The following is a 25,427-nucleotide window of genomic DNA, read 5'->3' as shown; positions in this document are numbered from 1 at the left end:
TGCCCGGAGTGCCTGGAGTCCGTCCCGGCTCAGCCAGCATCCCGGCGCTTCCGCGTGCGCCGGTTGGCGCCGCCGAGCGGACCGGAACCGCCCGAGCCGACCACTACCGGCGGGCACGCCCCATCTCAGCCGCAGAGGATCAGCACCGGTACCACGGTCAGGATCCCCCAGGCCCCGGGTTCAGGCGGCGAGGGTCTGCTCGGCGCGTACCGCCGTGGCCTCGGCGCGGGCGATCGGGCCGGACGGGAGCGCGGCGACCGCGGCCCCGACGGCGACCGCCGACCCGGCGAAGAGGAAGGCCCAGGGCACGCCGCCGGTGTGGTCGACGATCAGGCCGGCCACCGCGCCGCCGGCTGCGCTGGCCGCCACCGACATGGTGACCACCCAGGTGTACGCCTCGTTCAGCATGCCGGCGGGGGCGATCCGCCCGACCAGGGTGTTCTCCAGGGTCAGCGCGGGGGCGATGGTGGCCCCGCCGACGATCAGGGCGACGCCCAGCGGCAGCGGCCCGGGCATCACCGCGAACACGGCGAAGCTGCCGGCGACGGTGGCGAGCAGCCAGGCGAACTGGCGGGTCATGTTCGCCGCCGGCTTGCGGACGCCGAACCAGAACCCGCCGGCCGCGCTGCCGACCCCCCAGACCGCGAGCAGCAGCCCGGCGAGGCTCTCCGGGTCGTCGGTCGGCTGGCTCCCGGCGAAGGCCGGCACGATCACCCCGGCGGCGCCGAACGCGATGCCGAGGCTGGCGACGCAGAGCAGCAGCGCGGGGAAGCCGCCGACCCGCAGCGGGCCGAGCCCCCGGGCCTGGTGCTCGCGCGGGTGCGGGCGCCAGCCGCGCATCACCCGGCCGAGCGCCACGGCGGTGGTGCCGACCAGGGTGACCACCGCCGCCCCGACCAGGGCGGCCGTCGCGTCGGCGAACAGGACGAACCCGGCCACCAGCAGCGGGCCGAGCACGAAGACCACCTCGAAGAGCGAGGTCTCCGCGGCCAGGGCGGTGTTGCGCAGGTGGTACCGGCCGGAGGCGGAGCCGGTCAGGTCGTTCCAGGCGCCCCGGATCGCGGCGGTCAGCGGCGGGTACGTGGCGCCGGCGATCCCGGAGGCCACGTAGATCAGGGGCAGGTTGCCGGCGTCGGAACGGCTCGCCAGCAGCAGGCCGGACAGCGCGAGGGGGTGGGCGACGGCGGTGGCCAGCAGCACCGGCGTCGGGCCGACCCGGTCGGCGACCCGGCCGGCGATCGGGCTGAGCGCGGCGCCGGAGAGCGCGTAGATGCCGCCGGCGACCGCGGCGAGAGAGTACCGCCCGGTGACCTGCTCCACGACGAGCAGCAGCGCCAGCGGCGTCATGCCGATCCCGAGCCGGCCGATGATGCCGAGGACGAGCAGCATCGGCGCGCCGGGGATCCGCCAGACGCCCAGGTACTGGCGCAGTGCGGCCACGGGAAACCTCCAGGGATGTAATGAGCGGAAGACGTCCCGACCCTAACGCCGCGACTGTCGGGAGTGAACCGGTTATGGCCGGCGTCTCGTCGCGTACACGGCGATCCGCCCGGGCCCGGTGGGACCGGGCACGGGCGGATCGGGCGGTACGGGCGTCAGCGCTGGAACTGCACCGGGCCGGCGCTGGCGGCCATCCGCTCCAGCCGGGCGACCCGCTCCTCCATCCGGGGGTGGGTGGAGAAGAGCGCGGCGATGCCGCCGCCCCGCTTGAACGGGTTGTCGATCATCAGGTGGGCGGTGCTGGTGAGCTGCCCCTGGGCCGGTAGCGGGCGGGCCTGGGTGCCCATGTGGATCTTCTTCAGGGCGCTGGCCAGGGCCAGCGGGTCCCGGGTGAGCTGGGCGCCGGACGCATCGGCCTGGAACTCCCGGCTGCGGCTGATCGCCAACTGGATCACGGTTGCCGCGATCGGGCCGAGGATCAGGGTGAGCAGCAACACGGCCGGGTTCGGGGCGTCCTCGTCGTCGGAGGAGCCCAGCGGGATGAACCACGCCAGGTTGGCCAGCATGGTGATGATGCCGGCCAGGCCGGCCGCCACGCTGGAGATGAGGATGTCCCGGTTGTAGACGTGTGACAGCTCGTGCCCGATCACCCCGCGCAGCTCGCGGTAGTCGAGAATCTCCGTGATGCCCTGGGTGACGCAGACCGCCGCCTTGGCCGGGTTGCGCCCCGTGGCGAACGCGTTGGGCTGTGAGGTGGGGCTGACGTACAGGCGGGGCATCGGCTGCCGCGCCTCGGTGGCCAGCTCACGGACCATCCGGTACAGCTCGGGGAACTGCGCCTCGCTGACCGGTTGCGCCCGCATCGAGCGCAGCGCGAGCTTGTCGGAGTAGAAGTAGGTCACACCGTTCATCACCAACGAGATGACGACGGCGATGACGAGCCCGCCGCTCCCGCCGAACCAGTAGCCGACCGCGAGGATCAGCGAGGTCAACAGGCCGAGCAGCGCTGCGGTCTTCAGACGGTTGTGATGCACGATCGCTCCTTCGGTGCGCGGGTCACGCGGACCCGCTGACCGGTCCAACAATCCGGTACCCGTCAACCATCCATCTAATGACTGTGAGTTACCTGGAAAAGCTGAGCGGCGACTGAGCCCCAGGTCAGGAGCGATCCGGTCTGGCCGCACCCCGGGGGCGATATACGCCGGGTCAGCGGGCGGCGAGGTCCAGCACGAGCTGCGGGGCGAAGCCGACGACCAGCGCGACGGCGGTGGCGGCGGCGAGCGCGACGGCGACGGTTCCGGCCGGGCGGGCCGGGACGGGCGCGGCGTCTGCCGCCGGGGCGTACAGCAGGGCGGCGACCCGGAGGTAGTAGGCGAGACCGATCACCGCGTTCACCGCCACGACCAGGGCCAGCCAGGCCGCGCCCCCGTCCAGCAGGGCCCGGACCACCGTCACCTTCGCGAAGAGACCGGCCAGCCCCGGCGGGAGACCGGCCAGCCCGATCAGGGCCAGCGCGAACGCGGCCCCCACCCAGGGCCGCCGCCGGGCCGCGCCGCGCAGCTCGACGAGGGTGCCGCCGTCGGCGTCGGCCGGCCGCAGCGCCACCAGCGCCGCGAACGCGGCCAGCTCCAGCACCACGAAGAAGACCGCGTACGCGACGGCGGCGGCGTACGCGGCGGCGCGGGCGTCGGCGGCGCGGCCGGCGGCCAGCGCGAGCGCGCCGAGCGGGGCGAGAATGTACCCGGCCTGGGCCACCGACGACCAGGCGAGCAGCCGGACCGCCCGGCGTTGACGCAGCGCCACCAGGTTGCCCACGGTCATGGTGAGCACGGCGAGTCCGGCGAGCACGGGGCCGGTCACCTCCGCCGGCAGGGCCCGCTGGACCACCGCGAGCAGGGCCACCACCCCGCCGAGCTTCGAGGCGGTCGACAGGTACGCCGCCACGGGCAGCGGCGCGCCGTCGTAGGTGGCCGGGGCCCAGGCGTGGAACGGCACGGCGGCCACCTTGAACGCCAGCCCGAGCAGCACCAGCGCCACCGCCGCCGTGGTCAGCGGCACGTCCAGCAGGTCGGGGCGCTCGGCGAACAGCGCGCCGACCCGGCCCAGGTGCAGTCCGCCGGTGACCGCGTAGAGCAGGGCCGCGCCGAGCAGGGTGAGGGTGGTGGCGACCACGCTCACCACGAAGAACGTCACCGCCGCCTCGGCGCCGGCCAGGCTCCCCCGGCGCAGCCCGACGAGCACGTACAGCGGCAGGGTCAACGTCTCCAGCGCCACGATCAGGGTGATCAGGTCGCCGGCCGCGCCGAGCACCACGCCGCCGGTCATCGAACAGGCGAGCAGGAAGCAGTACTCCCCCACCGGGGACTTCCCGGCCCGCAGCAGCGGCCCGGACAGCGCCAGCACCCCGAGGGTGAGCAGGGCGAACAGGGCCCCGACCAGGGCGGCCCGGCCACCGAAGACGTACGAGCAGTCGGCGCCGACGCAGAAGGTGGAGCGCTCGCCGCCCGCCCCGACGACGGCGCAGCCGAGCGCGGTGGCGACCGACCCGGCGGCGGCCACCGCCACCGTCGCGGCGGCCCGCGCCACCAGCAGGTCGGTCAGCAACACCAGGACGGCCGTGCCGGCCGCGAGGTATGCCGGGAGCAGCGCCACGCTGTCGACGCTCTGCACCACGCTCATCTGAGCCCACCTTCGTTCGCGACTGCGGGGCTCCGCTCCGCTGCACTCCTCGCACTCACCGAAGCCCGCTCTCGTTCGCGACTGCGGGGCTCCGCTCCGCTGCACTCCTCGCACTCACCGAAGCCCCCTCTCGTTCGCGACTGCGGGGCTCCGCTCCGCTGCACTCCTCGCACTCACCGAAGCCCCCTCTCGTTCGCGACTTCCGCCATGGGGCTCATGGGAGCACCGCCACCAGGGCGGCCACCGGGTCGGCGGCGACGCCGAGGACCAGGGTGGGGGCCAGGCCGACGGCGAGGGCGAGCAGCACCAGCGGGGCCCACGCGGTCAGCTCGGCGGCGGCGAGGCCGGGGCCGACCCGGCCGACCGCCGGGCTGGGCCGGCCGTGGGTGACCCGGCGCAGCAGCCGCAGGAGGTACGCGGCCGTCAGTGCGCCGCCGACCGCCGCCAGCACGCCCAGGACGGTCCAGAACACCCCGCCCCGCTGGATCGCGGCGACCACGGCGAACGCCTCGCCCCAGAACCCGGCCAGGCCGGGCAGGCCCAGCGAGGCGACGGCGGCGAAGCCGAGCAGCCCGGCGAGCCGGGGCGCGGTCTCCCGCAGCCCGGACAGCTCCGCGAGGGCCCCGGTGCCCGACCTGTCCTTGACCGCCCCGGCCAGGAAGAAGAGCAGTCCGGTGATCACCCCGTGCGCGATGTTGCCGATCAGCGCGGCCTGGATGCCGGTGGCGGTCAGGGTGGCCACCCCGAGCAGCACGAACCCCATGTGCCCGACGCTGGAGTACGCGATCAGCCGCTTCAGCTCGCCCTGGGCGAGGCAGACCAGGGAGCCGATCAGGATCGCCGCGACGGCGAGCACCCCGAGCACCGGGGCGGCCCAGCGGGCCCCCTCCGGCGCCACCCCGACGGCGACCCGGACCAGCCCGTACGTGCCCATCTTGAGCAGCACCCCGGCGAGCACGACGCTGCCGACGGTGGGCGCCTGGGTGTGCGCGTCGGGCAGCCAGGAGTGCAGCGGCCAGAGCGGGCTCTTCACCGCGAACGCCAGCCCCAGCAGGGTGAACGCGGCGAGCTGGGTGCCCCGGGGAAGCCCGGCCCCGCCGGTCAGCGCGACGAGGTCGGCGGTGCCGGCGGCGGCCACCACGACGTACACGCCGACCAGTAGCAGCACCGAGCCGAGCAGCGTGTAGAGGGCGAACTTGCGGGCCGCCCGCCGCCGGTCCGGGCCGCCCCAGCCGGCGATGACCGCGTACATCGGGAGCAGGACGACCTCGAAGAAGCAGAAGAACAGCACCAGGTCGAGGGCGAGGAAGGTGCCGAGGATGCCGACCTCGACCACCAGCAGCAGCGCCACGAGGGCCCGGCCGCTGCCGCCGCCGGCGGGCACCTTCCACACCGTGTACGCGCAGCAGAGCAGGGTGAGCAGCGCGGTCAGCACCACCAGGGGGTACGAGATGCCGTCCACGCCCAGGTGGAAACGCAGGTCGAGGCCGGGCACCCAGGGCAGGTCGAGCTGGTGCCAGGGCCGCACGGCCGGTGCCGGCCCGTAGCCGGTCCACAGGTGGTCGCCGGCCACCAGCCACACCGTGGCGAGCAGGGTCAGCCCGGCCGCCGCCGTGCCGGCCAGGCGGGCCGCCCGGTCCCCGGGGACGGCGGCGACCACGGCCGCGCCGACCGCCGGCACGGCCAGCGCCGCGACGAGCAGGACCTGTCCGAACGTCATGCGGCCCCTCCGATCAGCACGGCGGCCAGCCCGATCAGCAGCGCGCCGGCCAGCACCCCCGCCGCCGCCCGGGGCAGCGCGGCGCGGTGCAGCCCGGCCAACGCCCCGCCGAGGCCGCGAGCGCCCCGGGCGGTGCCCTCCACCGCACCGTCGACCACCAGTTCGTCGCCCGCGCGGGCGGCCCGGGCCAGGGCGCCCACCGGGCGTACGACGAGGGCGTGCTGGACGTCGTCGAGCCGGAAGCCGGCGGCGGACAGCGGCCCCAGCGGGCCCAGCACGCGGGCCGGGTCGGCGGTCCGGTCCCGCCGCCAGCCGGCCCAGGCCAGCCCCGCGCCGACGGCCAGCAGGGCCAGCGGCAGCAGCAGGGCCGGGCCGAGGTGGGCCAGGTCCCCGTCGGGCACGGCGAGCCGGTCGGCGAACGGCGGCAGGAACGCGGCCAGCCCGAGCAGGGCGGCCGGGACGGCGAGCAGCAGCACCGGCCAGCGCATCAGCGCGGGCGGGTCGTGCGGGTGGACCAGCGGCATCCGGGTCTCGCCGAGGAACGTGCGCAGCAGCAGCCGGGTGGCGTACCAGGCGGTGACGGCGACGCCGGCCAGCCCGGCCAGCCAGACCAGCCAGCCCACCCAGGCGGGGGCCGGGCCGGTCCCGTCCAGCGCGGCGGCCTCGGCGGCGGCGAGCACGCCGTCCTTGCTCCAGAAGCCGGACAGCGGGGGGACGCCGGCCAGCGCGCCGAGGCCGACCACCGTGCACCAGAAGGTCACCGGCATGGTGGCCCGCAGCCCGCCCATCCGGGACATCAGCGTGGTGCCGACGGCGTGGATCACCGCGCCCGCGGCGAGGAACAGCAGCGCCTTGAACGCGGCGTGGCTGAGCAGGTGAAACAGTGCGGCGGTGGGCGAGCCGACGGCGAGCGCGCCCGTCATGTACCCGATCTGGGAGACCGTCGACCAGGCGAGCACCCGCTTGAGGTCGTCCTGGGCGGTGGCCGCGAGCGCGCCGAGCAGCAGGGTGACCGCGGCCATCACCCCGAGCACGGCGAGCGCCGCCGGGGCCCGCTCGAACAACGGGTAGAGCCGGGTGACCGCGTACACGCCGGCGGCGACCATGGTGGCGGCGTGGATCAGCGCGGAGACCGGGGTCGGGCCGGCCATCGCGTCGGGCAGCCAGGTGTGCAGCGGGAACTGGGCGCTCTTGCCGGCCACCCCGGCCAGCAGCAGCAGGCAGGCGGCGGTGAGCGTGCCGGCGGAGTGGTCGTGGGCGAGCACGTCGGCGATCCGGAAGCTGCCCGCCGAGACGCCGAGCAGGGCGATGCCGAGCAGGAACCCGACGTCGCCGACCCGGGTGACCAGGAACGCCTTCATCGCGGCGGCCGGCGCCTCGGGCAGCCGGCGGTCGTGGGCGATGAGCAGGTACGAGCAGAGGCCCATCACCTCCCAGCCGACCAGCAGCATGATCAGGTCGCCGGCGACCACCACCAGCAGCATCGCGGCGGTGAAGAGGCTGATCTGCGCCGCGTACGGCGGATAGCGGTGGTCGACCTCGACGTCGTCGTGCGGGCCCCGCCTGAGGTAGCCGACCGAGTAGACCTGCACCGCGAGGGCCACCGCCGCGACGGCGACCGCGACTAGGGCGGCGGCACCGTCGAGCCGGACCCCGAGGGTGACCCGCAGCCCGCCCAGGTCGACCCAGGTGGTCGAGGTCTGCACCGGCGGGCCGCCCCGGACCAGCAGGACGACCGCGATCAGCAGCGCCCCGGCCGCCCCGGCCACGCCCAGGCCGATCGCCGCCCGCCGGGCCGAGTCCTCCCCGGTGGCCGCGCCGCGTGGCGAGGGCGGCAGCAGCAGCCCGACCAGGCCCGCCACCAGCGGTACGGCCGGCAGCAGCGCGCCGAGCAGGCCGGTCACCGGGTCACCTCGCCGGCCGTCGTGCCCGCCGAGGTCGCCGTCGTGCCCGCCCCGGCCGGCGGCTCGGTCAGCGGTGGCTCGGTCAGCGGCACCTCGTCGACGGCGACGCTGGCCCGCAGCCGGTAGAGCTGGAGCACGATCGCCAGCCCCACGCCGATCTCGGCGGCGGCCAGGACGATCACGAAGAGGGCGAAGACCTGGCCGGCGTGCGGGAGCTGCGCCCGGACGGTGGTGTCGGCGGTGACCAGGACCAGGTTGACCGCGTTGAGCATCAGCTCCACCGCCATCAGCACCAACACGGCGTTGCGGCGGCGCAGCACGCCGTACCCACCCAGGCCGAACAGCAGGGCGGCGGTGACGTAGGGGATGACCGGTCTCACCGGCGGCTCCCCGGTGCGGGCGCCGGGCGGTCGGCCGCCGGGCGGCCGATGTCGGGGCGGGAGAGCACGATCGCGCCGACCAGGGCGGCCAGCAACAGCACGGAGAGCACCTCGAACGGCAGTACCCAGGAGCGGAACACCTGTTCGCCGAGGCGCTCGGCGGTGCCCGGCTCGGGCAGGTCGACCCGCGTCCAGCGGAACGCGTCGACCAGCAGGGCGGCCAGCCCGAGGCCGGCGCCGCCGCCGATCAGGGCGGCCGGCCAGCCGGGCCGGTCCAGGTCGTCGGACGCGCCGATCGGGGCGCGGGTCAGCATCACCGCGAACAGCAGCAGCACCACCACGGCGCCCACGTAGATCAGCACCTGCACCCAGGCCACCAGCTCGGCGGTGAGCACCAGGTAGACGCCGGCCAGGGCGCCCAGGCAGACCACCAGGTAGAGCCCGGCCCGGACGAGGTGCCGGGTGGTCACCACCAGCGCCCCCGCGCCGACCGCCACCGCGCCGAGGGCGAGCAGCAGCACGTCCACACCGGTCACGAGGCGGCTCCCGGCTCGGCGGCCCCCGGCTCGGCGGCACCGGGTTCGGGGCGTACCCGCGTGGCGGCCGGCCGGGCGGCGGGGCCGGCCGGGGCGGCGGCCTTGCGCGCGGCGGTGGTCTCCTCCTTCGCCGGCTCACCGTTGCGGTCGTGCGCCGGCGGCGGCGGCACGGTGCCCATCCACTCGCCGAGGTGGTCCTTGTCGTGCAGTAGGTCCTTGATGTCGTACTCGGCGTACTCGAACTCGGGCGACCAGTAGAGCGCGTCGAACGGGCAGACCTCGACGCAGATGCCGCAGTACATGCAGAGCGAGAAGTCGATGTCGAACTTGTCGAGCACGTTGCGCTGGCGGGGACGGGCGGCGCCGGGCACCGCCACCTCCTCCTTGTGCGAGTCGATGTAGATGCACCAGTCCGGACACTCGCGGGCGCAGAGCATGCAGACGGTGCAGTTCTCGGCCAGCAGGGCGATCACACCCCGGGACCGGGGCGGCAGCTCGGGGGCCACGTCCGGGTACTGCTGGGTGGTCGAGCGACGGGTCATCGTCTTCAGCGTGACGGCCAGCCCCTTCGCCAGCCCCTCGCCCGGCACGCTCCGCTCGCTCACGCCGCCACCCCGGTTCGCCCGCCGACGCCGTGCGGCACCCTCCCGCCGAGCTGGCCGACCCGCTCGCTCCGCTCGCTCATGCCGCCCATCCTGCCCTGTGCCCCCGGCGCGCGCGACCACGACCCGGCGCATTGCGTTGGTACGGTGGCGGCGGGGAGAACGACGCACCGGGAAGGACCTTTCCCATGACCGCCGCGCTGCAGAGCGACCAGCCGCCCGAGGGCGGGTGGACGACCGACGACCTCGACGCGCTGCCCGAGGACGGTCGTCGCCGCGAACTGCTCGATGGAGTGCTCCTCGTGTCCCCCTCCCCCACCCGCGTACACCAGACCATCGCCATGCGGCTCGGCGTCGCGCTCGAAGAGGACTGCCCCGACGACTACGACGTCACCCAGGGCGTCGAGGTGCGCATCAACCGCACCCGTTCCTTCATCCCGGACGTGCTGGTCACCACGTCGGTCGCGGCGCGGCGCCAGCCGTCGCGGTACGAGGCACACGAGGTCGTGCTCGCGGTCGAGATCGTCTCCCCCAGCACCCGTTCCATCGACCGGGTGCTCAAGCCCGCCCTCTACGCGCAGGCCGGCATCCCGTACTTCTGGCGGATCGAGGTGGAGGACGACGGGCTGGCCGTCCACACGCACAGGATCGACCCGGTGGACGAGGTCTACACCGAGACCGGACGCTGGACGAAGTTCGTGGACACCGGCGAGCCGTTCCCGGTCAACCTGCCGGTCAGCCGGATCACGCCCCGGCACCTGTGACCGGCGGAAGCACCTCGACGCCGAGCTGCTGGAGGAGCTGGAACAGCTCGGTGCAGTGCCACACGTCGACGATCCGCCCCGCCGGGTCGAAGCGCAGGAACGTCGCCCCGGAGAAGCTGACCACCTGCCCGGTGGCCGGCACCGGCCCGAACGCCCCGGCCTGGGTGCCGGCGGCCCGCCAGTGCACGGCCACCCGGGCGTCGGACGCCACCACGTCCACGATCTTGTAGCGCAGGTCGGGGAAGGCCGCCCGCCGATCCCGGTGCCAGGCCAGGGCCGCCGCCGGCCCGGTCCCGCCCAGCCCCGGGCACCCGTCCGCGACCAGCTCGTACACCGACTCCTCGCGCCGGGCGTTCCACACGTCGGCGACGAACCGCCGGGCCGCCGTCTCCACGTCGTTCACCGGCGAAGCCTAGCCACCGCGCCGCCCACGGCCGACCCACGCCGGCCGCCACCCCCGTCCGGTGGCCGGCAGGAGCGGCCGGGCGTGGCGCTCGGCGCGGATGGGAACCACTGGGCCTGCCAACCGGCGGAAGATCGGCCAAGATGGGACGGAGACGGCAGGCGGACCCGAGGGGGCGACGTGGGCGGCGAAACAGGCGCGACGACCGGCGGGAAGTACGTCGAGCCCGGCGGGGAGTTCACCCGCGACCAGCGGTACATCGCCACCCGGATCACCGCGGACGGGCGGGACGGCTGGCCGGTCGAGCCGGGCCGGTACCGGCTCGCGGTCAGCCGCGCCTGTCCCTGGGCCAACCGGTTGATCATCGTGCGCCGGCTGCTGGGCCTTGAGGACGCCATCTCGATGGCCGTCGCGGGGCCCACCCACGACGCCCGGAGCTGGACGTTCGACCTGGACCCGGGCGGACGGGACCCGGTGCTCGGCATCGAGCGGCTGGCCGAGGCGTACTTCGCCCGGTTCCTCGGGTACGAGCGGGGCATCACCGTGCCGGCGCTCGTGGACGTACCGAGCGGGCAGGTGGTCACCAACGACTACGCCCAGATGAGCCTGGACCTGTCGACCGAGTGGACTGCGTACCACCGCGAGGGCGCGCCGGAGCTGTACCCGGAGCGGCTGCGCGACGAGATCGACGAGGTCAACGCGGCGGTCTTCGCCGACGTCAACAACGGCGTGTACCGGTGCGGCTTCGCCGGCAGCCAGGGGGCGTACGAAAGGGCGTACCACCGGCTGTTCGACCGGCTGGACTGGCTGAGCGAGCGGCTGGCCGGGCAGCGGTACCTGGTCGGCGACGCGATCACCGAGGCGGACGTGCGGCTGTTCACCACGCTGGTCCGGTTCGACCCGGTCTACCACGGCCACTTCAAGTGCAACCGGCAGAAGCTCACCGAACTGCCGGTGCTATGGGCGTACGCCCGGGACCTGTTCGCCACGCCCGGGTTCGGCGACACGATCGACTTCGACCACATCAAGCGGCACTACTACGAGGTGCACCGGGACATCAACCCGACCGGGATCGTTCCGCTCGGCCCCGACCTGTCCAACTGGCTCACTCCGCACGGCCGCGAGCAACTCGGCGGCCGGCCCTTCGGCGACGGCACCCCGCCCCCGCCCCCACCGCCCGCCGAGCGAGTCGCCCCACCCCACACCCCGCTGCGCTGACCAACCACCTCCGCTGTCCCCCGCGATCTTGCACTTCGGGCCCCCGCGATGCACCTTTCGCACCTTGTGCCGGGGCCGCAACCGCAAGATCGCGGGGGCGGGGTGCGGGGGTAGGGGTTAGAGGGCGACGCGGACGGTGGCTGTCAGGACGAGCTGGGCCAGCGCGGCGGGGACCAGGACCAGCCAGCACAGGCGCTGGAGCTGGTCCTCGCGCAGCCGGGGGTACGCCACCCGGAGCCAGATGATCACGAACGCGACGGCGAAGACCTTGAGCAGCGTCCACAGCCAGCCGAGCTGCTCGTCGGCGAACGGGCCCTGCCAGCCACCGAGGAACAGCACAGTGGTCAGCGCCGCGATCACCACGATGCCGACGTACTCGGCGAGCAGGAAGAACGCGAAGCGCAGGCCGGTGTACTCCGTCATGTACCCGAAGACCAGCTCGGAGTCGGCGACCGGCATGTCGAACGGGGGCCGTCGGATCTCGGCCAGCCCGGCGACGAAGAAGATGATCATCGCGGGCGCCTGCCAGAGCAGCCACCAGGGCCGCCACGCCTCGACGATCCCGGGCAGGCTCAGCGTGCCGGCCGCCATGGCCACCGACGCGGCGGCCAGCACCAGCGGCAGCTCGTAGCCGAGTAGCTGGGCCGCCCCGCGCAGCCCGCCGAGCAGGCTGTACTTGTTGGCCGACGCCCACGCCGACATCAGCACCGCCAGCACGCCCACGCCGACCACGGCCAGCACGAAGAACAGGCCGATGTCCAGCGGCTGCCCGACCAGGTCGCCGGGGCCGAGCGGGATCACCAGCAGGGCGAGCAGGTACGGCACCAGGGCCACCATCGGGGCCAGCCGGAACACCGCCCGGTCCGCCTCGCGCGGGGTGACGTCCTCCTTCTGCACGAACTTGACCCCGTCGGCGACGAGTTGGGCCCAGCCGTGGAAGCCGCCGGCGTACATCGGGCCGAGCCGGCCCTGCATGTGCGCCATCACCTTGTGCTCGGCCTGCCCGACCACCAGCGGCAGGATGAGGAAGGCGGCCAGCACTCCGACCACCCGCAGGACGGCCTCCAACCAGTCGGGCATCAGGCCGTACCTCCGTTCCCGCCGGCGTCGTCGCCCGCCGCACCCGAACCCGAACCCGAGTGGCCCGGTGGCTCGGCCGGGGCGGGGCGCTCGGCGGGGGCGGGACGCGCCGGGCGTTCCCGGGCCGGCCGGGCGGGCGGGCCGCCGCGCGGGCCCTCGCCGGCCCCGGCCGCGCCGGCGGGCGTCGGCGTCGTCCCCCACTCCCCCGGGGCCGGTACGCCCGGCGGGCGGACCGGGCGCCGGCCGCCGCCGGCCTCGGACTCGCCGGGTTCCTTCGCGCCCGGCCAGGGCTTGGCCACCCGGGAGGCGAGGACGAACTCCTTACGCAGCGGGTGCCCCTCGAACTCCGGCGGCAGCAGCAGCGGCCTCAGCTCGCCGTGCCCGGGGAAGTCGACGCCGAACATCTCGTACGTCTCCCGCTCGTGCCAGGCCGCGCCCGGGTAGAGGTCGACGACCGAGGCCACCTGCGGCTCGTCCCACGGCACCCGGGTGCGCAGCAACAGGCCGTGCCGGTGGCCGGTCGACCAGAGGTGGGCCACCACCTCGCAGCCGTCGGCGAGCTGGTCGACGGCGGAGAGCCAGTCGAAGAAGTCGCAGGCCAGGTCCGCGTCGTCCCGGGCGGCGGCCAGCGCGTCCCGCCAGCTCGCCGGGGGTACGTCGACGGTGGCCCGGGCGTACGCCTGGCCGCCGGAGACCGACGCGATGGCCTCGACGGGGGCGAGCAGCGCCACCAGCCGCTGGCCGACCTCTTCCGGAGTCATGCCGCTGATCCTATGGCCGACGCCGGCCGCACGCGGTGGCCCGCCCCGGCTCCGGGTCCCCGGCGCAGGGCGGCCCGGCCGACCGGATGGCCGCTTTGGCCGACGGCGGCCGGCCCGGCAGGGAAGGATGAGGGTCGTGCGCGCCGTGACTGTCAACCCCGGGGTCCCGAACTCGCTGCGCCTGGCGCACGACCATCCCGAGCCGCCCGCCGAGGAGGGCGCGATCCTGGTCGAGGCGCTCGCGGTGGGGATCTGCGGCACCGACCACGAGATCGTCGCCGGGGACTACGGCGAGGCCCCGCCCGGCGCGTCGACCCTGGTGCTCGGCCACGAGTCGCTGGGCCGGGTGCTGGAGGACCCAACCGGCACGCTGCAACCCGGCGACCTGGTGGCCGGCGTCGTCCGGCACCCGGACCCGGTGCCCTGCGCCAACTGCGCGGTCGGCGAGTGGGACATGTGCCGCAACGGCGAGTACACCGAGCACGGGATCAAGGCGCTGCCCGGCTTCGCCCGGGACCGGTGGCGGGTGCAGCCGAAATTCGCGGTCGGCCTGGACCCGGCCCTCGCCCCGGTCGGCGTGCTGCTGGAGCCGGTCAGCGTGGTGGCCAAGGCGTGGGACCACATCGAACGGGTCGGCGCCCGCGCCGAGTGGCAGCCGCAGACGGTGCTGGTCACCGGGGCCGGGCCGATCGGCCTGCTGGCGGCGCTGCTGGCCACCCAGCGCGGGTTCTCCGTGCACGTGCTCGACCGGGCCACCACCGGGCCGAAGCCGGACCTGGTGCGGGCGCTCGGCGCGACGTACCACACGGAGCCGGTGGCGCAGCTCGACTTCGACCCGGACGTGATCGTCGAGTGCACCGGAGCGCCGGTGGTCGTGCTGGACGCGATGTGCAAGGCCGGACCGACCGGGATCGTCTGCCTGACCGGGGTGTCCAGCGGCGGCCGGCGCATCGACTTCGACGCCGGGGCGCTCAACCGGGAACTGGTGCTGGAGAACAACGTGGTGTTCGGCTCGGTGAACGCCAACCGCCGGCACTGGGACCTGGCCGCCGAGGCCCTCGCCCGGGCCGACCGGTCCTGGCTGGATTCGCTGATCACCCGCCGGGTGCCGGTGGAGGCGTACACCGAGGCGTACACCCCCACCCCCGACGACATCAAGGTGGTGCTGGACTTCACCGCCTGACCGGGCGACCGGGCGACCGGCCGGGGCAGGCGAGGTGGCACGGCCGGTCAGACGCCGGGCAGGCGGCCGTTGCGGAACAGGTCGACGAAGAGCTGGTGGTCCTCGCGGGCCCGCAGCCCGTACGCGTGGGCGAACTCCACCAACCCCGTGACGAACCCGTCGGAATCGGCGTCCACCGCGGCGACGATGGCCTCCTCGGTGGAGTAGTCGACCAGGTCGTGACTGGACTCGTCGTCGGCCACCGAGTGCATCCGGGCCACCGCCCGGCCCAGGTCGGCCAGCACCCCGGCCAGCTCCTCCGGCTCGTTGACGTCCGCCCAGTCCAGGTCGGCCGCGTACGGGGAGACCTCGGCGACGAGCTGACCGGCCCCGTCCAGCTCGGTGTAGCCCACCCACGGGTCGGCGTGTGCCTGGAGCGCCCGCTGCGACTCCGCCGTCCGGTGCCCCTGGTGCCGGAAGTAGGAGCGCACCCGCTCGTCGTCGATGTGCCGGGCCACCGCCGGCACCTGGGCCTGCTTCATGTAGATGACCACGTCGTTCTCCAGCGCCTGGGTGTGCCCCTCCAACAGCAGGTTGTACGACGGCAGCCCGGCCGAGCCGATGCCCACCCCCTTGCGCAGCACCACGTCCTTGATGTGTGCGGCGACCGGGCGCAGCCGGGCCGAGGACTCGGGCAGGGTGCCCAGGTAGTCCTGGAAGGCGGCGCAGACCCTGTCCCGGGTGTCGCCGTCGATCTCGAAGACCCCGTCGCCGAGGGAGAACCGGCGCTCGTAGTTGTCGATGGTGGTCTGCGCGGCGAGCAGGTCGACCCGGGTGTTGAGCCGGGCCTGCTGGAGCACCCGGCGCAGCACCCCGTCGGCGTTGTCCAGGGTGATCGAGCCGATCGCGTCGTCCCCACCGGCGGCGATCGCCCTCAGCTCGGTCAGGTACGACCGGGCGAAGCCGGTGACCAGGTCGCTGATCGCCCGGTCGGAGAGCGCCTTGGCGTACCCGAGCAGGGCCACGCTGGCGGCGAGACGCCTCAGGTCCCAGGAGAACGGCCCGACGTACGCCTCGTCGAAGTCGTTGACGTTGAACACGAGCTGCCCGGAGGCGTTCATGTAGGTGCCGAAGTTCTCCGCATGCAGGTCGCCGTGGATCCACACCCGGCTGGTGCGCTCGTCCAGGAAGGCGTCGTCGGCGAAGTCGCCGCGCTGGTCGGCGTAGAAGAGCGAGGCGCTGCCCCGGTAGAAGGCGAACGGTGAGGCGGCCATCTTGCGGAACTTGCGGCGGAACGCCGCCGGGTCGAGCGTGATCGACGCGCCGAACTCCTCGGTGAGCACGTCGACGATGAAGGCGGAACGCTGGTCCGCGGACTGGGTCATGGACCGCAGGCTAGCCCCCGGCCGCCACGAGGCGGCCTACCTACGGGGGCGGGCCCAACCGGTGAAGCGTTCGGCCAGCCTGACGGGCGGGACCCCCCCTGAGCCAGTTCCGCGGCGGCCTCCACCTGAAGGGTGGCGAGGTAGACCAGCAGGCGGCGTGTCGTGGCGTGATCGTTTGCTGATTTGTGAGACGACACGCCGGGCGAGTTCTCCAAAATCAGCAGACGATCGTGAAGTCCCGCCCCGCAGCTACCGCACCACGACGGCGGATGTCGATACAGGCCCTAGCCGGCCGGCGGGCGGACCGGTGGCGCTGTCAGCGAGTCCACCGAGCGTGGCGGCTGCCCGCCGGCCGGTGGGGCGGCGGCGTCGGCCGGCGAGGCGAGCAAGTCGGGGCGGGGGACCCCGCCGATGCCGGACTGCTCGGCGGCGATCTTCTCCTGGAGTCGCAGGATGCCGTGCAGCAGCGCCTCGGGGCGGGGCGGGCAGCCGGGCACGTAGACGTCGACCGGGATGAGCTGGTCGACGCCCTTGGTCACCGAGTACGAGTCCCAGTACGGGCCGCCGCAGTTGGAGCAGGCGCCGAACGAGATGACGTACTTCGGCTCGGGCATCTGGTCGTAGAGCCGCTTGATCGCCGGGGCCATCTTGTCGGTGACCGTGCCGGAGACCACCATCAGGTCGGCCTGGCGCGGGCCGTGGGCGAACGGGATCACCCCGAGCCGCATGAAGTCGTGCCGGCCCATGCTGGTGGCGATGAACTCGATCGCGCAGCAGGCGAGGCCGAAGTTGAACACCCAGAGCGAGTAGCGGCGGCCCCAGTTCAGCACGAACCGGATCGGCTCTCCCAGCACTGCCGGCAGCTGCACGACCGCCCCCTCTCTTCCTGCGCCAGTCAACCACAGCCGCCGCCCCGGCCGACCGGTCGCTCCGACGCCACGGCGCGCGAGCGAGCCGGCCGCTGGCCGTGGACCGCCGGGCCGGGGGCAGCCTGTCGCCGGCCCGACACCGGACAGCCCCGCCCCGGCGCCGACCACGACCGGTCCCAGCCCCGCCCGGACGGCCCCGGACGGCCGGATCAGCCGGGCCGAGCTGCTCGCCACGCCGGTCACGCTGCCCGCCTGGCGGGCCGGGTCGGACTGCCCGTCGACCGGCGTGCGGCTGGTCGGCCTGCGCCGGGAAGCCGGACGCTTACAAACCCCCGCTCACCTGCCAGCTCGGCCGGATCGGCCCGCGCGGGCAGGTACTGCTGGAGCTCGGGGTACGGCTGCCCGAGGGCGTCACCCTGCCGGCCGGCACGGCCCGGTTGGACGTCCGCCCGCTCGGGCCGGGACTGCACCACCTGCTGGAGCCCGAGCCCGACAACAACGAGGTGACGATCAGGTTCCGGTGAGCGGGCCGGGGGTGCAGCCGACGGTCGCACCCCCGGTTCGGCTCAGTACGTCGGACGTTGCAGCAGCCCGACGAACTCGACCAGCAGGCGCTCCCGCAGGGCCGGCGGCGCGGCGTTCAGCAGCGCGTTGACCATGGCCGTCCGGTCCGGAACCGCCCCGCCCGCGCCCGCTCCTCCGTCAGCGCCCGGAACGCCAGGGCCGCCCGAAACCGGGCCGCCCGAAACCGGGCCGCCGAGGCCGAGCCCGGCGGCCAGGCCGGCGACCAGCTCCGGGGTCAGCGCGTCCGGGGTCAGGGTCGCGGCGAGCGCGGTCAGTTCGGCGGGCAGCTCGACCGGTCCGGCGGCCCGGGCCGCCGCCACCGCGTCGGCCAGGTCCGGGCCGAACTCCGCCACCCGGGGGGCCACCGAGGCGGTCACCGTGAGGTGCACGCTCGCCGGCAGTTCGCCGTACGCGAGCTGGGGCTGGGTGTGCCAGCCGCGCACGGTCAGCTCGTCCACCAGCACGAACAGGTCCAGCCCCGGGTCGGCCGAGGTGAAGCAGACCACCGTCGACTCGGGCTCGGCCATCAGCCGGAGCCCGTCGGTGCCCCGCACCGCGTCGGCGAGCCCGGCCACCGCGTCCCGGGTCGCGGCGGCCAGCCGCAGGTAGCCGTCCTCGCCGAGGTGGCGCAGGGTGGCGTACGCGGCGGCGATCGGGCCGCCGGAGCGGGTGGAGGCGATCACCGGGTTGACCATGGTGTACCCGGGCCAGTCGGCGTACGCGAAGTACTGCGGGGCGCGCAGCCCCGGGTCGCGGTGCAGCAGCACCGAGACGCCCTTCGGGGCGTACGCGTACTTGTGCAGGTCGACCGAGATCGAGGTGACCCCGTCGACGGCGAAGTCGAACGGCGGCACCGGGGCGCCCAGCCGGCGCAGCCAGGGCAGGGTCCAGCCGCCGAAGCAGGCGTCCACGTGGCACCGCACCCCGGCCGTGGCGGCCACCCCGGCGATCTCGGCGACCGGGTCGACGACGCCGTGCGCGTACGAGGGGGCGGAGCAGGCCACCAGCACGGTGTCGGGGCGGATCGCGGCGGCGACGTCGGCGGCCGACGGGCGCAGCGTGGCCGGGTCGACGGGCACCGGGTCGAGGGCCACCCGCAGGTAGCGGGCCGCCTTGGCGAACGCCGCGTGCGCGGTCACCGGCACCGCGATCCGGGGCGCGGCGACGTCGGGCCGGGCGTCCCGGGCCGCCTTGACGGCGAGGATCAGCGACTCGGTGCCGCCGCTGGTGACGCTGCCGACGACGTCCGGGGCGGTCGTGCCGGGGCCGCCGCCGAGCAGCCGGGCCGCCGCCCCGACCAGCGCGTTCTCCATCGCCAGCAGGGACGGGAAGGCGGTCGGGTCGAGCCCGTTGACGTGCGCGCTGCCGGCGTGGGCGGCGGCGGCAAGCTCGTCCAGCCCGGGAACGGCGGGGTCGTACACGTACGCGAACAGCCGCCCCCCGTGCGTCGGCCGGTCCCCCTCGCGCAGCCCCCGCAGCTCCCGGAGCACCCGGTCGGCCGGCACCCCGCGCTCCGGCAGCGCCCGGCCGGTGTCCTGGTCGTCGATCATGGAGTAGTGGTGCCCTTCTCGTGGCGGTCAGCGGCTTTTCTCTCCCAGCACAACTCCATGATCGGCGGAGCGGTGGTGGGGGACGGCGGCGGTCAGGTCGGCCGGGGTGAGGGTGTAGTGGCGGAGCAGGAGCAGGGGCGGGGCCACCAGGAGGGCCGGCAGGATCGTGAAGCCGAGCAGGACGCCGAGGCGGGCGGTGTCGGACTGGGCCGCCGCCGCGCCGGTGTCGGACGAGACGTAGCCGCTGAGCTGGAGGACCAGGCCGTAGATGCCCGGTCCGAGGGCTAGGCCGAAAGTCTCGCCCGCCGTCCAGAGGCCGGTGAACACGCCGGCCTGCCGCCGGCCGGTACGCGCGGTGTCGTACGCGATGCAGTCGGGCAGCATGGCCAGCGCGAAGACCTGCTGGCCGGCGTACCCGACGCCGATCACGGCGACCACCAGGTAGACCGCGACGGCCGGCAGCGCCGGCGCGGCGACCAGGATGACCGCGCCGCCCGCCAGCAGCACCGACGCGGCGACCAGGGCGGCCCGCTTGCCGACCCGGGCGCCGACCCGGGTCCACACCGGCATCACCAGCAGCGCTGGCCCGACGAAGCAGGCGAACAGCACGGTCGGGCCGGTGTCCGGGTCGCGCAGCACCTGGTCGGCGAAGTAGCTGACCCCGGCCAGGATGGTGGCCACCCCGGCGGACTGGATCACGAAGCAGACCAGCAACGCCCGGAACGGCCGGTTGCGGCCGGCGACGGCGAGCTGGGCGCGCAGGGTCGGCTCGCTCTCGCCGGCCGTGCCGGTGGGCGCGCCCCGGGTGCCGAGGAACGCCCCGACCGCGCCGAGCACGATCAGCGCGGCGACGAACAGGCCCATCCAGCGGTGCCCGGGGACGCCGTCCCCGCCGGCGGTCACCACGGCCGGGGCCACCGCGCCGGAGACCAGGATGGCCACCGCCAGCACCGCGATCCGCCAGCTCATCAGCCGGGTACGTTCCGCGTAGTCGGCGGTCAGCTCGGCCGGCATCGCCACGTACGGGACCTGGAAGAAGGCGAACGCCGTCGCGGTGGCCAGGAAGGCGACGGCGACGTACCCGGCGGCGGCCGGGCCGGAGCCGAACGGGGCGGCGAAGATCGCGGCGAACAGCGCGGCGAGGGCGAGCCCGCCGAGCAGCAGGTACGGCCGGCGGGCCCCCCAGCGCGACCTGGTCCGGTCGGAGATCCGGCCGACGACCGGGTTGACCAGCACGTCCCACGCCTTCGGCAGGAGCACCAGCAGGGCGGCCACTCCGGCGGCGACGCCCAGGGTGTCGGTCAGGTACGGCAGCAGCAACAGCCCGGGCACCGTGCCGAAGGCCCCGGTGGCCAGCGAACCCAGGGCGTAGCCGAGGTGCACCCGACGGGGTAGCCCGCCGGGCGGCGTACCGGATCCGACCGGCGGCAGCGTCATGACGCCGAATGTTACTCACGTTATGGCCGGGGTCACATCCCCTCTTCCGGCGACCAGCTCGCCGCCGCCACGTCGACGCCCGACGGGCGCAGCGGGGCACCCTCGGCGCGCAGCCGGGCCCGCGCCTCGACCTCGTGGCCGGGCGGCAGCCGGCCGGTCGAGTTGACCACCCGGTGCCACGGCACCCCGCCCCCGTGCCGGGCCATGATCGACCCGACCAGCCGCGCCGACGCCCGTCCCGAGCGCTCGGCGAGCGCGTCGGCGACCGCGCCGTACGACATCACCCGGCCCGGCGGGATGCGCTCGACCAGTTCCAGCACCGCCTCGACGTACTCCTCAGGTGTCACGTCCGCCACCCCCCAGCCTGTCCCGACCGGCCAGAGTATGGGAACCGCGGCCGGGGGCACGGGACCGACCACGCAGAATGGGCGGGTGCGCGAAGCAGTCACCTCGGCCCGGCGGGTCGTCGTCAAGATCGGCTCGTCCTCGCTGACCACGGCGTCCGGCGGCCTCGACGACGCCCGGGTCGACGCGCTGGTCGACACCCTCGCCGCGCTCACCGCCGCCGGCCGCGAGGTGGTGCTGGTCTCCTCCGGCGCGATCGCCGCCGGGCTCGCCCCGCTCGGGCTCACCCGGCGCCCGCGCGACCTGGCCACCCAGCAGGCCGCCGCCAGCGTCGGCCAGGGCCTGCTGATCGGCCGGTACGCGGCCGGTTTCGCCCGGCACGGCCTGACCGTCGGGCAGGTGCTGCTCACCGTCGACGACGTGACCCGGCGGGCGCACTACCGCAACGCGTACCGGACCCTGCGCAAGCTGCTCGACCTGCGGGCCGTGCCGATCGTCAACGAGAACGACACGGTGGCCACCGAGGAGATCCGGTTCGGCGACAACGACCGGCTGGCCGCCCTGGTCGCCGCGCTGGTCCACGCCGAGCTGCTGGTCCTCCTCTCCGACGTCGACGCGCTGTGGACCGGCGACCCGGCCCGGCCGGAGTCGACCCGGATCACCGAGGTCCGCGACGAGCGGGACCTGGCCGGCGTACAGGTCGGCGGGGTTGGCCGGGCCGGGGTCGGCACCGGCGGCATGGTCACCAAGGTCGAGGCGGCCCGGATCGCCACCGGCTTCGGAATCCCCGTGGTGCTCACCGCCGCGCCGCTGGCCACCGGGGCGCTGGCCGGCGAGGAGGTCGGCACCCTGTTCCACGCCGGGCGGCGGCGGCCCGCCGCCCGGCTGTTCTGGCTGGCCCACGCCACCAGCCCGCGCGGCCGGCTGCACCTGGACGAGGGTGCGGTCGCGGCCGTGGTGGGCCGGCGCAAGTCGCTGCTGCCGGCCGGGATCACGGCCGTCGACGGGGCGTTCACCGCGGGCGACCCGGTCGACCTGGTCGACACCGGGGGTGCCCCGGTCGCCCGGGGGCTGGTCAACTACGACGCCGTCGAGCTGCCCGGCCTGCTCGGCCGCTCCACCGGCGAGTTGGCCGCGGCGCTCGGCCCGGCGTACGAACGTGAGGTCGTCCACCGCGACGACCTGGTGCTGCTGTAGCCAAGGGACCCTTCCCAACACCGTGAGGAGTGCAGGATGAGCGTCGACGAGCAGGCCCGGCGGGCCCGGGACGCGGCGGAGGCGCTGGCCGTCGCCACCCGTACGGTCAAGGACGGCGCGCTGGCCGCGATGGCCGACGCGCTGGTGGCGCGTACCCCCGAGATCCTGACCGCGAACGCGGCGGACCTGGCGGCCGGGCGCGCGGCCGGGCTGAGCGCGGCGGTGCTGGACCGGCTCGCCCTCGACGCGGGCCGGGTGGCCGGCATCGCCGACGCGCTGCGCGAGATGGCCGCGCTGCCCGACCCGGTGGGCGAGGTGGTCCGCGGCTCGACCCTGCCCAACGGCCTGGAGCTGCGCCAGGTCCGGGTGCCGTTCGGGGTGGTGGGGATCATCTACGAGGCCCGCCCGAACGTGACCGTGGACGCCGCCGGGATCTGCCTGAAGTCCGGCAACGCGGCGCTGCTGCGTGGCTCCTCCTCGGCGGCGCGGTCGAACGCCGCCCTGGTCGCGGTGCTGCGCGACGCGGTCGCCGGGGCCGGCCTGCCGGCGGACGCGGTGCAACTGCTCGACGCCTCCAGCCGCGACTCGGTCAAGGAGCTGATGCGCGCCCGGGGCCTGGTCGACGTGCTGATCCCGCGCGGCGGCGCGTCGCTGATCCGCACCGTGGTCGAGGAGTCGACGGTGCCGGTGATCGAGACCGGGGTGGGCAACTGCCACGTGTACGTCGACGCCGCCGCCGACCTGGCCAAGGCCGTGGCGATCACCCTGAACGCCAAGACCCAGCGGCTGTCCACCTGCAACACCGCCGAGTCGCTGCTGGTGCACGCCGCCGTCGCGGACGCCTTCCTGCCGGCCGTGCTGGCCGCGTTCGCCGAGGCCGGGGTGACCGTGCACGGCTCCCCCGAGGTCGCCGCGCACTCCGCCGCGGTGGTGCCGGCCACCGAGGACGACTACGCCACCGAGTACCTGTCGGCCGACATCTCGGTCGCCGTCGTCGACTCGCTTGACGCGGCGGTCGCGCACATCCGCCGGTACGGCAGCGGCCACACGGAGGCGATCGTCACGGACTCCCAGTCGGCGGCCCGGGAGTTCGTGGCCCGGGTGGACTCGGCGGCGGTGATGGTGAACGCCTCGACCCGGTTCACCGACGGCGGCGAGTTCGGCTTCGGCGCGGAGATCGGCATCTCGACGCAGAAGCTGCACGCCCGGGGCCCGATGGGCCTGCCCGAGCTGACCAGCACCAAGTACGTCGTCACCGGCGACGGCCACCTGCGCGGGTAGGCGGGCAACGGCGGGTCAGCGGCAGGCGCGGATGGCCGCCAGCGTGGTGTGCACGTCGAACTGGTGGCCGTCGTCGCTCTCCCAGCCGCCGTCGCTGCGCTGGGTCTCGGCCAGCCGGCGGCGCGCCGCGACCAGGGTCCAGTGCTGCTCGTCGACGCCGACCCGGCGCAGGGCGGCGGCCAGCCACGCGGCGTTGGCCGGGGAGATCCGCGGCATCCGGTCGGCCAGCACCACCTGGATCCGGGCCGACTCGTAGAACAGCTCCTGCCGGTGGAACACCGCCGCGCTCAGCCAACCGACGGCCAGGTACGACGGCCAGGTGCCGTCCGGCTTCAGCTCGACGACGAGCGCCTGGGCGGCGGCGTGCACCACCCCGGCGTACGCGCCGCCGACCCGGTGGTCGAGCGGGCCGGCGGCGCGGGCGTCCAGGCCGGCCACGGTCAGCCAGAAGGCGGCGTTGGCGGTCAGGTAGAGGCGGGCCTCGGGGTCGCCCGGCCGGGCCCACGCCGGGGCGGCGTCCGCCAACGCGGGGGCCTCCTCCCAGCAGCCGTCGGCCTGCTGGCGGGTGGCCAGCCAGTCCAGCGCCCGGCGGGCGGCGGGACGGCCGAGGGCGCCCAGGTCGTCCAGCTCCGCGAGGCGGAAGCAGGTGGCGTCGACCGAGGCGACGTCGCCGCCCCAGACCGCCGGCCAGCCGCCCTCCGGGGTCTGGCCGACCTCGGCGCTGTCGAGCAGCTCCGGCGCGGGCGCGGCGCCGGCGCGCAGCCAGGAGAGCCGGGCGCGGTCCACCGCGTCACCGTGCGCCACCACGAAGCCGATCGCGGCGTCCAAGTCGACCACGGCAGCCACGCTACCGGCGCAAACGCGATCACGCCTCGGATGGTCGGCCGAGCGACAGCTGGGCGAGCAGGTGCGAAGAAGGGCCCCTTCTCCACACCTCGGTGGAGAAGGGGCCCTTCCTTTCGGCTCAGTACGCGGGGAGGGACGGATCGATCTGCTTGATCCAGGACAGCACGCCGCCCTGGACGTGCACCGCGTCGCGGAAGCCGGCCGCCTTGAGCGCGGCGAGCGCCTCGGCGGACCGGACGCCGGACTTGCAGTGCAGCACGATCTGTTTGTCCTGGGGCAGCTTCGCCAGCGCCTCTCCGGAGATGATCTCGCCCTTGGGGATCAGGGTCGACCCGGGGATCCGGACGATCTCGTACTCGGCGGGCTCGCGGACGTCGACCAGGAAGACGTCCTTGCCGGTGTCCTGCCACTCCTTGAGCTCGGCGGCGGTGATGGTCGAGTCGACGACCGCCTCCTGGGCCTCCTCGGAGACCGCGCCGCAGAAGTCCTCGTAGTCCTCCAGCAGGTCGGTGACCGTCGGGTTCTCGCCGCAGAGCACGCAGTTCGGGTCCTTCCGAACCTTGATCTTGCGGTACTCCATCTCCAGGGCGTCGTAGACCATCAGCCGGCCGACCAGCGGCTCCCCGATGCCGGCGAGCAGCTTGATCGCCTCGTTGACCTGGATCGAGCCGATCGACGCGCAGAGCACGCCGAGCACGCCGCCCTCGGCGCAGGAGGGGACCATGCCGGGCGGCGGGGGCTCCGGGTAGAGGCAGCGGTAGCAGGGACCGTGCTCGGCCCAGAACACCGACGCCTGGCCGTCGAACCGGTAGATCGACCCCCAGACGTACGGCTTGCCGAGCAGCACCGCCGCGTCGTTGACCATGTACCGGGTGGCGAAGTTGTCGGTGCCGTCGACGATCAGGTCGTAGCCGGAGAAGATCTCGCGGACGTTGTCCCGGTCCAGCGCGGTGTTGTGGATCTCGATGTTGACCAGCGGGTTGATCTCGCGGACCGACGCGGCGGCGGACTCGGCCTTGGACCGGCCGACGTCGGAGACCCCGTGGATGATCTGCCGCTGGAGGTTCGACTCGTCGACGGTGTCGAAGTCGATGATGCCGAGCGTGCCGACGCCTGCGGCGGCCAGGTACAGCAGGGCCGGCGAGCCGAGGCCCCCGGCGCCCACGCAGAGCACCCGGGCGTTCTTCAGCCGCTTCTGCCCCTCGACCCCGACGTCTGGGATGATCAGATGGCGGGAGTAGCGACGGATCTCGTCAACGGTCAGCTCGGCGGCGGGCTCGACGAGCGGGGGCAACGACACGGTG

The 25,427-nt window shown here is 74.7% G+C and carries 23 protein-coding genes; 5 read left to right on the top strand and 18 right to left on the bottom strand.

What is annotated here, in order from left to right; genetic code table 11:
• Positions 1–180: 180 nt before the first annotated feature.
• The 8 genes from C5N14_RS01795 to C5N14_RS01760 form a co-directional block, all read right to left on the bottom strand.
• Positions 181–1,440: an MFS transporter gene (locus tag C5N14_RS01795; RefSeq protein ID WP_117665046.1), complete on the bottom strand. Its 1,260-nt coding sequence runs from the start codon at positions 1,438–1,440 to the stop codon at positions 181–183.
• A 155-nt stretch (positions 1,441–1,595) separates the two neighbouring features.
• On the bottom strand, positions 1,596–2,474 hold the full coding sequence (gene htpX / locus C5N14_RS01790; protein ID WP_117665045.1) for a zinc metalloprotease HtpX: 879 nt from the start codon (positions 2,472–2,474) through the stop codon (positions 1,596–1,598).
• A gap of 172 nt (positions 2,475–2,646) precedes the next feature.
• Positions 2,647–4,119 (bottom strand): NADH-quinone oxidoreductase subunit N, encoded by a 1,473-nt coding sequence (locus C5N14_RS01785; protein ID WP_117665044.1) that lies wholly within the window; start codon positions 4,117–4,119, stop codon positions 2,647–2,649.
• A gap of 214 nt (positions 4,120–4,333) precedes the next feature.
• A complete protein-coding gene (locus tag C5N14_RS01780) occupies positions 4,334–5,839 on the bottom strand; it encodes a NuoM family protein (RefSeq protein WP_117665043.1) in 1,506 nt (501 codons plus the stop codon).
• The gene (locus C5N14_RS01775) at positions 5,836–7,743 is read right to left on the bottom strand and encodes an NADH-quinone oxidoreductase subunit L (protein ID WP_117665042.1); all 1,908 of its coding nucleotides are present in this window, start codon (positions 7,741–7,743) and stop codon (positions 5,836–5,838) included. The genes C5N14_RS01780 and C5N14_RS01775 overlap by 4 nt, the downstream gene beginning before the upstream one ends.
• Positions 7,740–8,123 (bottom strand): NADH-quinone oxidoreductase subunit NuoK, encoded by a 384-nt coding sequence (gene nuoK / locus C5N14_RS01770; protein ID WP_117665041.1) that lies wholly within the window; start codon positions 8,121–8,123, stop codon positions 7,740–7,742. Before nuoK ends, C5N14_RS01775 begins: the two co-directional genes overlap by 4 nt.
• Positions 8,120–8,659 carry an NADH-quinone oxidoreductase subunit J gene (locus C5N14_RS01765; RefSeq protein ID WP_117665040.1) on the bottom strand — a complete coding sequence of 180 codons (540 nt, stop codon included), beginning with the start codon at positions 8,657–8,659 and terminating at the stop codon, positions 8,120–8,122. The genes nuoK and C5N14_RS01765 overlap by 4 nt, the downstream gene beginning before the upstream one ends.
• Complete coding sequence (locus C5N14_RS01760; protein WP_117665039.1) at positions 8,656–9,264, bottom strand: NADH-quinone oxidoreductase subunit I; 609 nt, start codon at positions 9,262–9,264, stop codon at positions 8,656–8,658. Before C5N14_RS01760 ends, C5N14_RS01765 begins: the two co-directional genes overlap by 4 nt.
• Before the next feature lie 185 nt (positions 9,265–9,449).
• On the opposite strand from C5N14_RS01760, the gene C5N14_RS01755 reads away from it, so the two are divergent.
• The gene (locus C5N14_RS01755) at positions 9,450–10,025 is read left to right on the top strand and encodes a Uma2 family endonuclease (RefSeq protein WP_117665038.1); all 576 of its coding nucleotides are present in this window, start codon (positions 9,450–9,452) and stop codon (positions 10,023–10,025) included.
• Here the strand turns inward: C5N14_RS01755 and C5N14_RS01750 are convergent.
• Positions 10,006–10,428 carry an ester cyclase gene (locus C5N14_RS01750; protein WP_117665037.1) on the bottom strand — a complete coding sequence of 141 codons (423 nt, stop codon included), beginning with the start codon at positions 10,426–10,428 and terminating at the stop codon, positions 10,006–10,008. The two genes, C5N14_RS01755 and C5N14_RS01750, sit on opposite strands and share 20 nt — an antisense overlap.
• Before the next feature lie 180 nt (positions 10,429–10,608).
• Between C5N14_RS01750 and C5N14_RS01745 the strand changes: the two genes are divergently transcribed.
• A complete protein-coding gene (locus C5N14_RS01745) occupies positions 10,609–11,646 on the top strand; it encodes a glutathione S-transferase family protein (RefSeq protein WP_117665036.1) in 1,038 nt (345 codons plus the stop codon).
• Between the two features lie 117 nt (positions 11,647–11,763).
• Here the strand turns inward: C5N14_RS01745 and C5N14_RS01740 are convergent, their stop codons facing one another.
• Together C5N14_RS01740 and C5N14_RS01735 are read right to left on the bottom strand one after the other, a co-directional pair.
• Positions 11,764–12,726: a complex I subunit 1 family protein gene (locus C5N14_RS01740; RefSeq protein WP_117665035.1), complete on the bottom strand. Its 963-nt coding sequence runs from the start codon at positions 12,724–12,726 to the stop codon at positions 11,764–11,766.
• Positions 12,726–13,487, bottom strand: a complete 762-nt coding sequence (locus C5N14_RS01735) for an NADH-quinone oxidoreductase subunit C (protein ID WP_117665034.1) — start codon at positions 13,485–13,487, stop codon at positions 12,726–12,728. Before C5N14_RS01735 ends, C5N14_RS01740 begins: the two co-directional genes overlap by 1 nt.
• A 136-nt stretch (positions 13,488–13,623) precedes the next feature.
• On the opposite strand from C5N14_RS01735, the gene C5N14_RS01730 reads away from it, so the two are divergent.
• On the top strand, positions 13,624–14,670 hold the full coding sequence (locus C5N14_RS01730) for a glucose 1-dehydrogenase (protein ID WP_207892585.1): 1,047 nt from the start codon (positions 13,624–13,626) through the stop codon (positions 14,668–14,670).
• Between the two features lie 47 nt (positions 14,671–14,717).
• Here C5N14_RS01730 and C5N14_RS01725 read toward each other — a convergent pair whose 3' ends face one another.
• The 5 genes from C5N14_RS01725 to C5N14_RS01705 all read right to left on the bottom strand — a co-directional run bounded on the left by C5N14_RS01725 (position 14,718) and on the right by C5N14_RS01705 (position 20,801).
• Positions 14,718–16,034: a DUF2252 domain-containing protein gene (locus C5N14_RS01725; protein WP_117665032.1), complete on the bottom strand. Its 1,317-nt coding sequence runs from the start codon at positions 16,032–16,034 to the stop codon at positions 14,718–14,720.
• 284 nt (positions 16,035–16,318) lie between these two features.
• A complete protein-coding gene (locus tag C5N14_RS01720) occupies positions 16,319–16,903 on the bottom strand; it encodes an NADH-quinone oxidoreductase subunit B (RefSeq protein WP_117665031.1) in 585 nt (194 codons plus the stop codon).
• Positions 16,904–17,469: 566 nt separating this feature from the next.
• The gene (locus tag C5N14_RS01715) at positions 17,470–19,017 is read right to left on the bottom strand and encodes an aminotransferase class V-fold PLP-dependent enzyme (protein ID WP_117665030.1); all 1,548 of its coding nucleotides are present in this window, start codon (positions 19,015–19,017) and stop codon (positions 17,470–17,472) included.
• Positions 19,018–19,044: 27 nt separating this feature from the next.
• The gene (locus tag C5N14_RS01710) at positions 19,045–20,454 is read right to left on the bottom strand and encodes an MFS transporter (RefSeq protein WP_117665029.1); all 1,410 of its coding nucleotides are present in this window, start codon (positions 20,452–20,454) and stop codon (positions 19,045–19,047) included.
• A 32-nt stretch (positions 20,455–20,486) separates the two neighbouring features.
• Positions 20,487–20,801, bottom strand: coding sequence for an MGMT family protein (locus C5N14_RS01705; protein ID WP_117665075.1), 315 nt, complete (start codon positions 20,799–20,801; stop codon positions 20,487–20,489).
• 37 nt (positions 20,802–20,838) lie between these two features.
• On the opposite strand from C5N14_RS01705, the gene proB reads away from it, so the two are divergent.
• Both proB and C5N14_RS01695 read left to right on the top strand, forming a co-directional pair.
• A complete protein-coding gene (gene proB / locus C5N14_RS01700; protein WP_117665028.1) occupies positions 20,839–21,996 on the top strand; it encodes a glutamate 5-kinase in 1,158 nt (385 codons plus the stop codon).
• Positions 21,997–22,032: 36 nt separating this feature from the next.
• Complete coding sequence (locus C5N14_RS01695) at positions 22,033–23,277, top strand: glutamate-5-semialdehyde dehydrogenase (RefSeq protein ID WP_117665027.1); 1,245 nt, start codon at positions 22,033–22,035, stop codon at positions 23,275–23,277.
• 15 nt (positions 23,278–23,292) lie between these two features.
• Here the strand turns inward: C5N14_RS01695 and C5N14_RS01690 are convergent, their stop codons facing one another.
• On the bottom strand, positions 23,293–24,114 hold the full coding sequence (locus tag C5N14_RS01690; protein WP_117665074.1) for a prenyltransferase/squalene oxidase repeat-containing protein: 822 nt from the start codon (positions 24,112–24,114) through the stop codon (positions 23,293–23,295).
• 127 nt (positions 24,115–24,241) lie between these two features.
• Positions 24,242–25,423 carry an adenylyltransferase/sulfurtransferase MoeZ gene (gene moeZ / locus C5N14_RS01685; protein WP_117665026.1) on the bottom strand — a complete coding sequence of 394 codons (1,182 nt, stop codon included), beginning with the start codon at positions 25,421–25,423 and terminating at the stop codon, positions 24,242–24,244.
• Between the last annotated feature and the right edge of the window lie 4 nt (positions 25,424–25,427).

This window comes from Micromonospora sp. MW-13 (genome assembly GCF_003434305.1).
Taxonomy (GTDB): domain Bacteria; phylum Actinomycetota; class Actinomycetes; order Mycobacteriales; family Micromonosporaceae; genus Micromonospora.
Note: the sequence above shows the minus strand (reverse complement) of the source record. Positions and strands in the feature narration are given on the sequence as shown.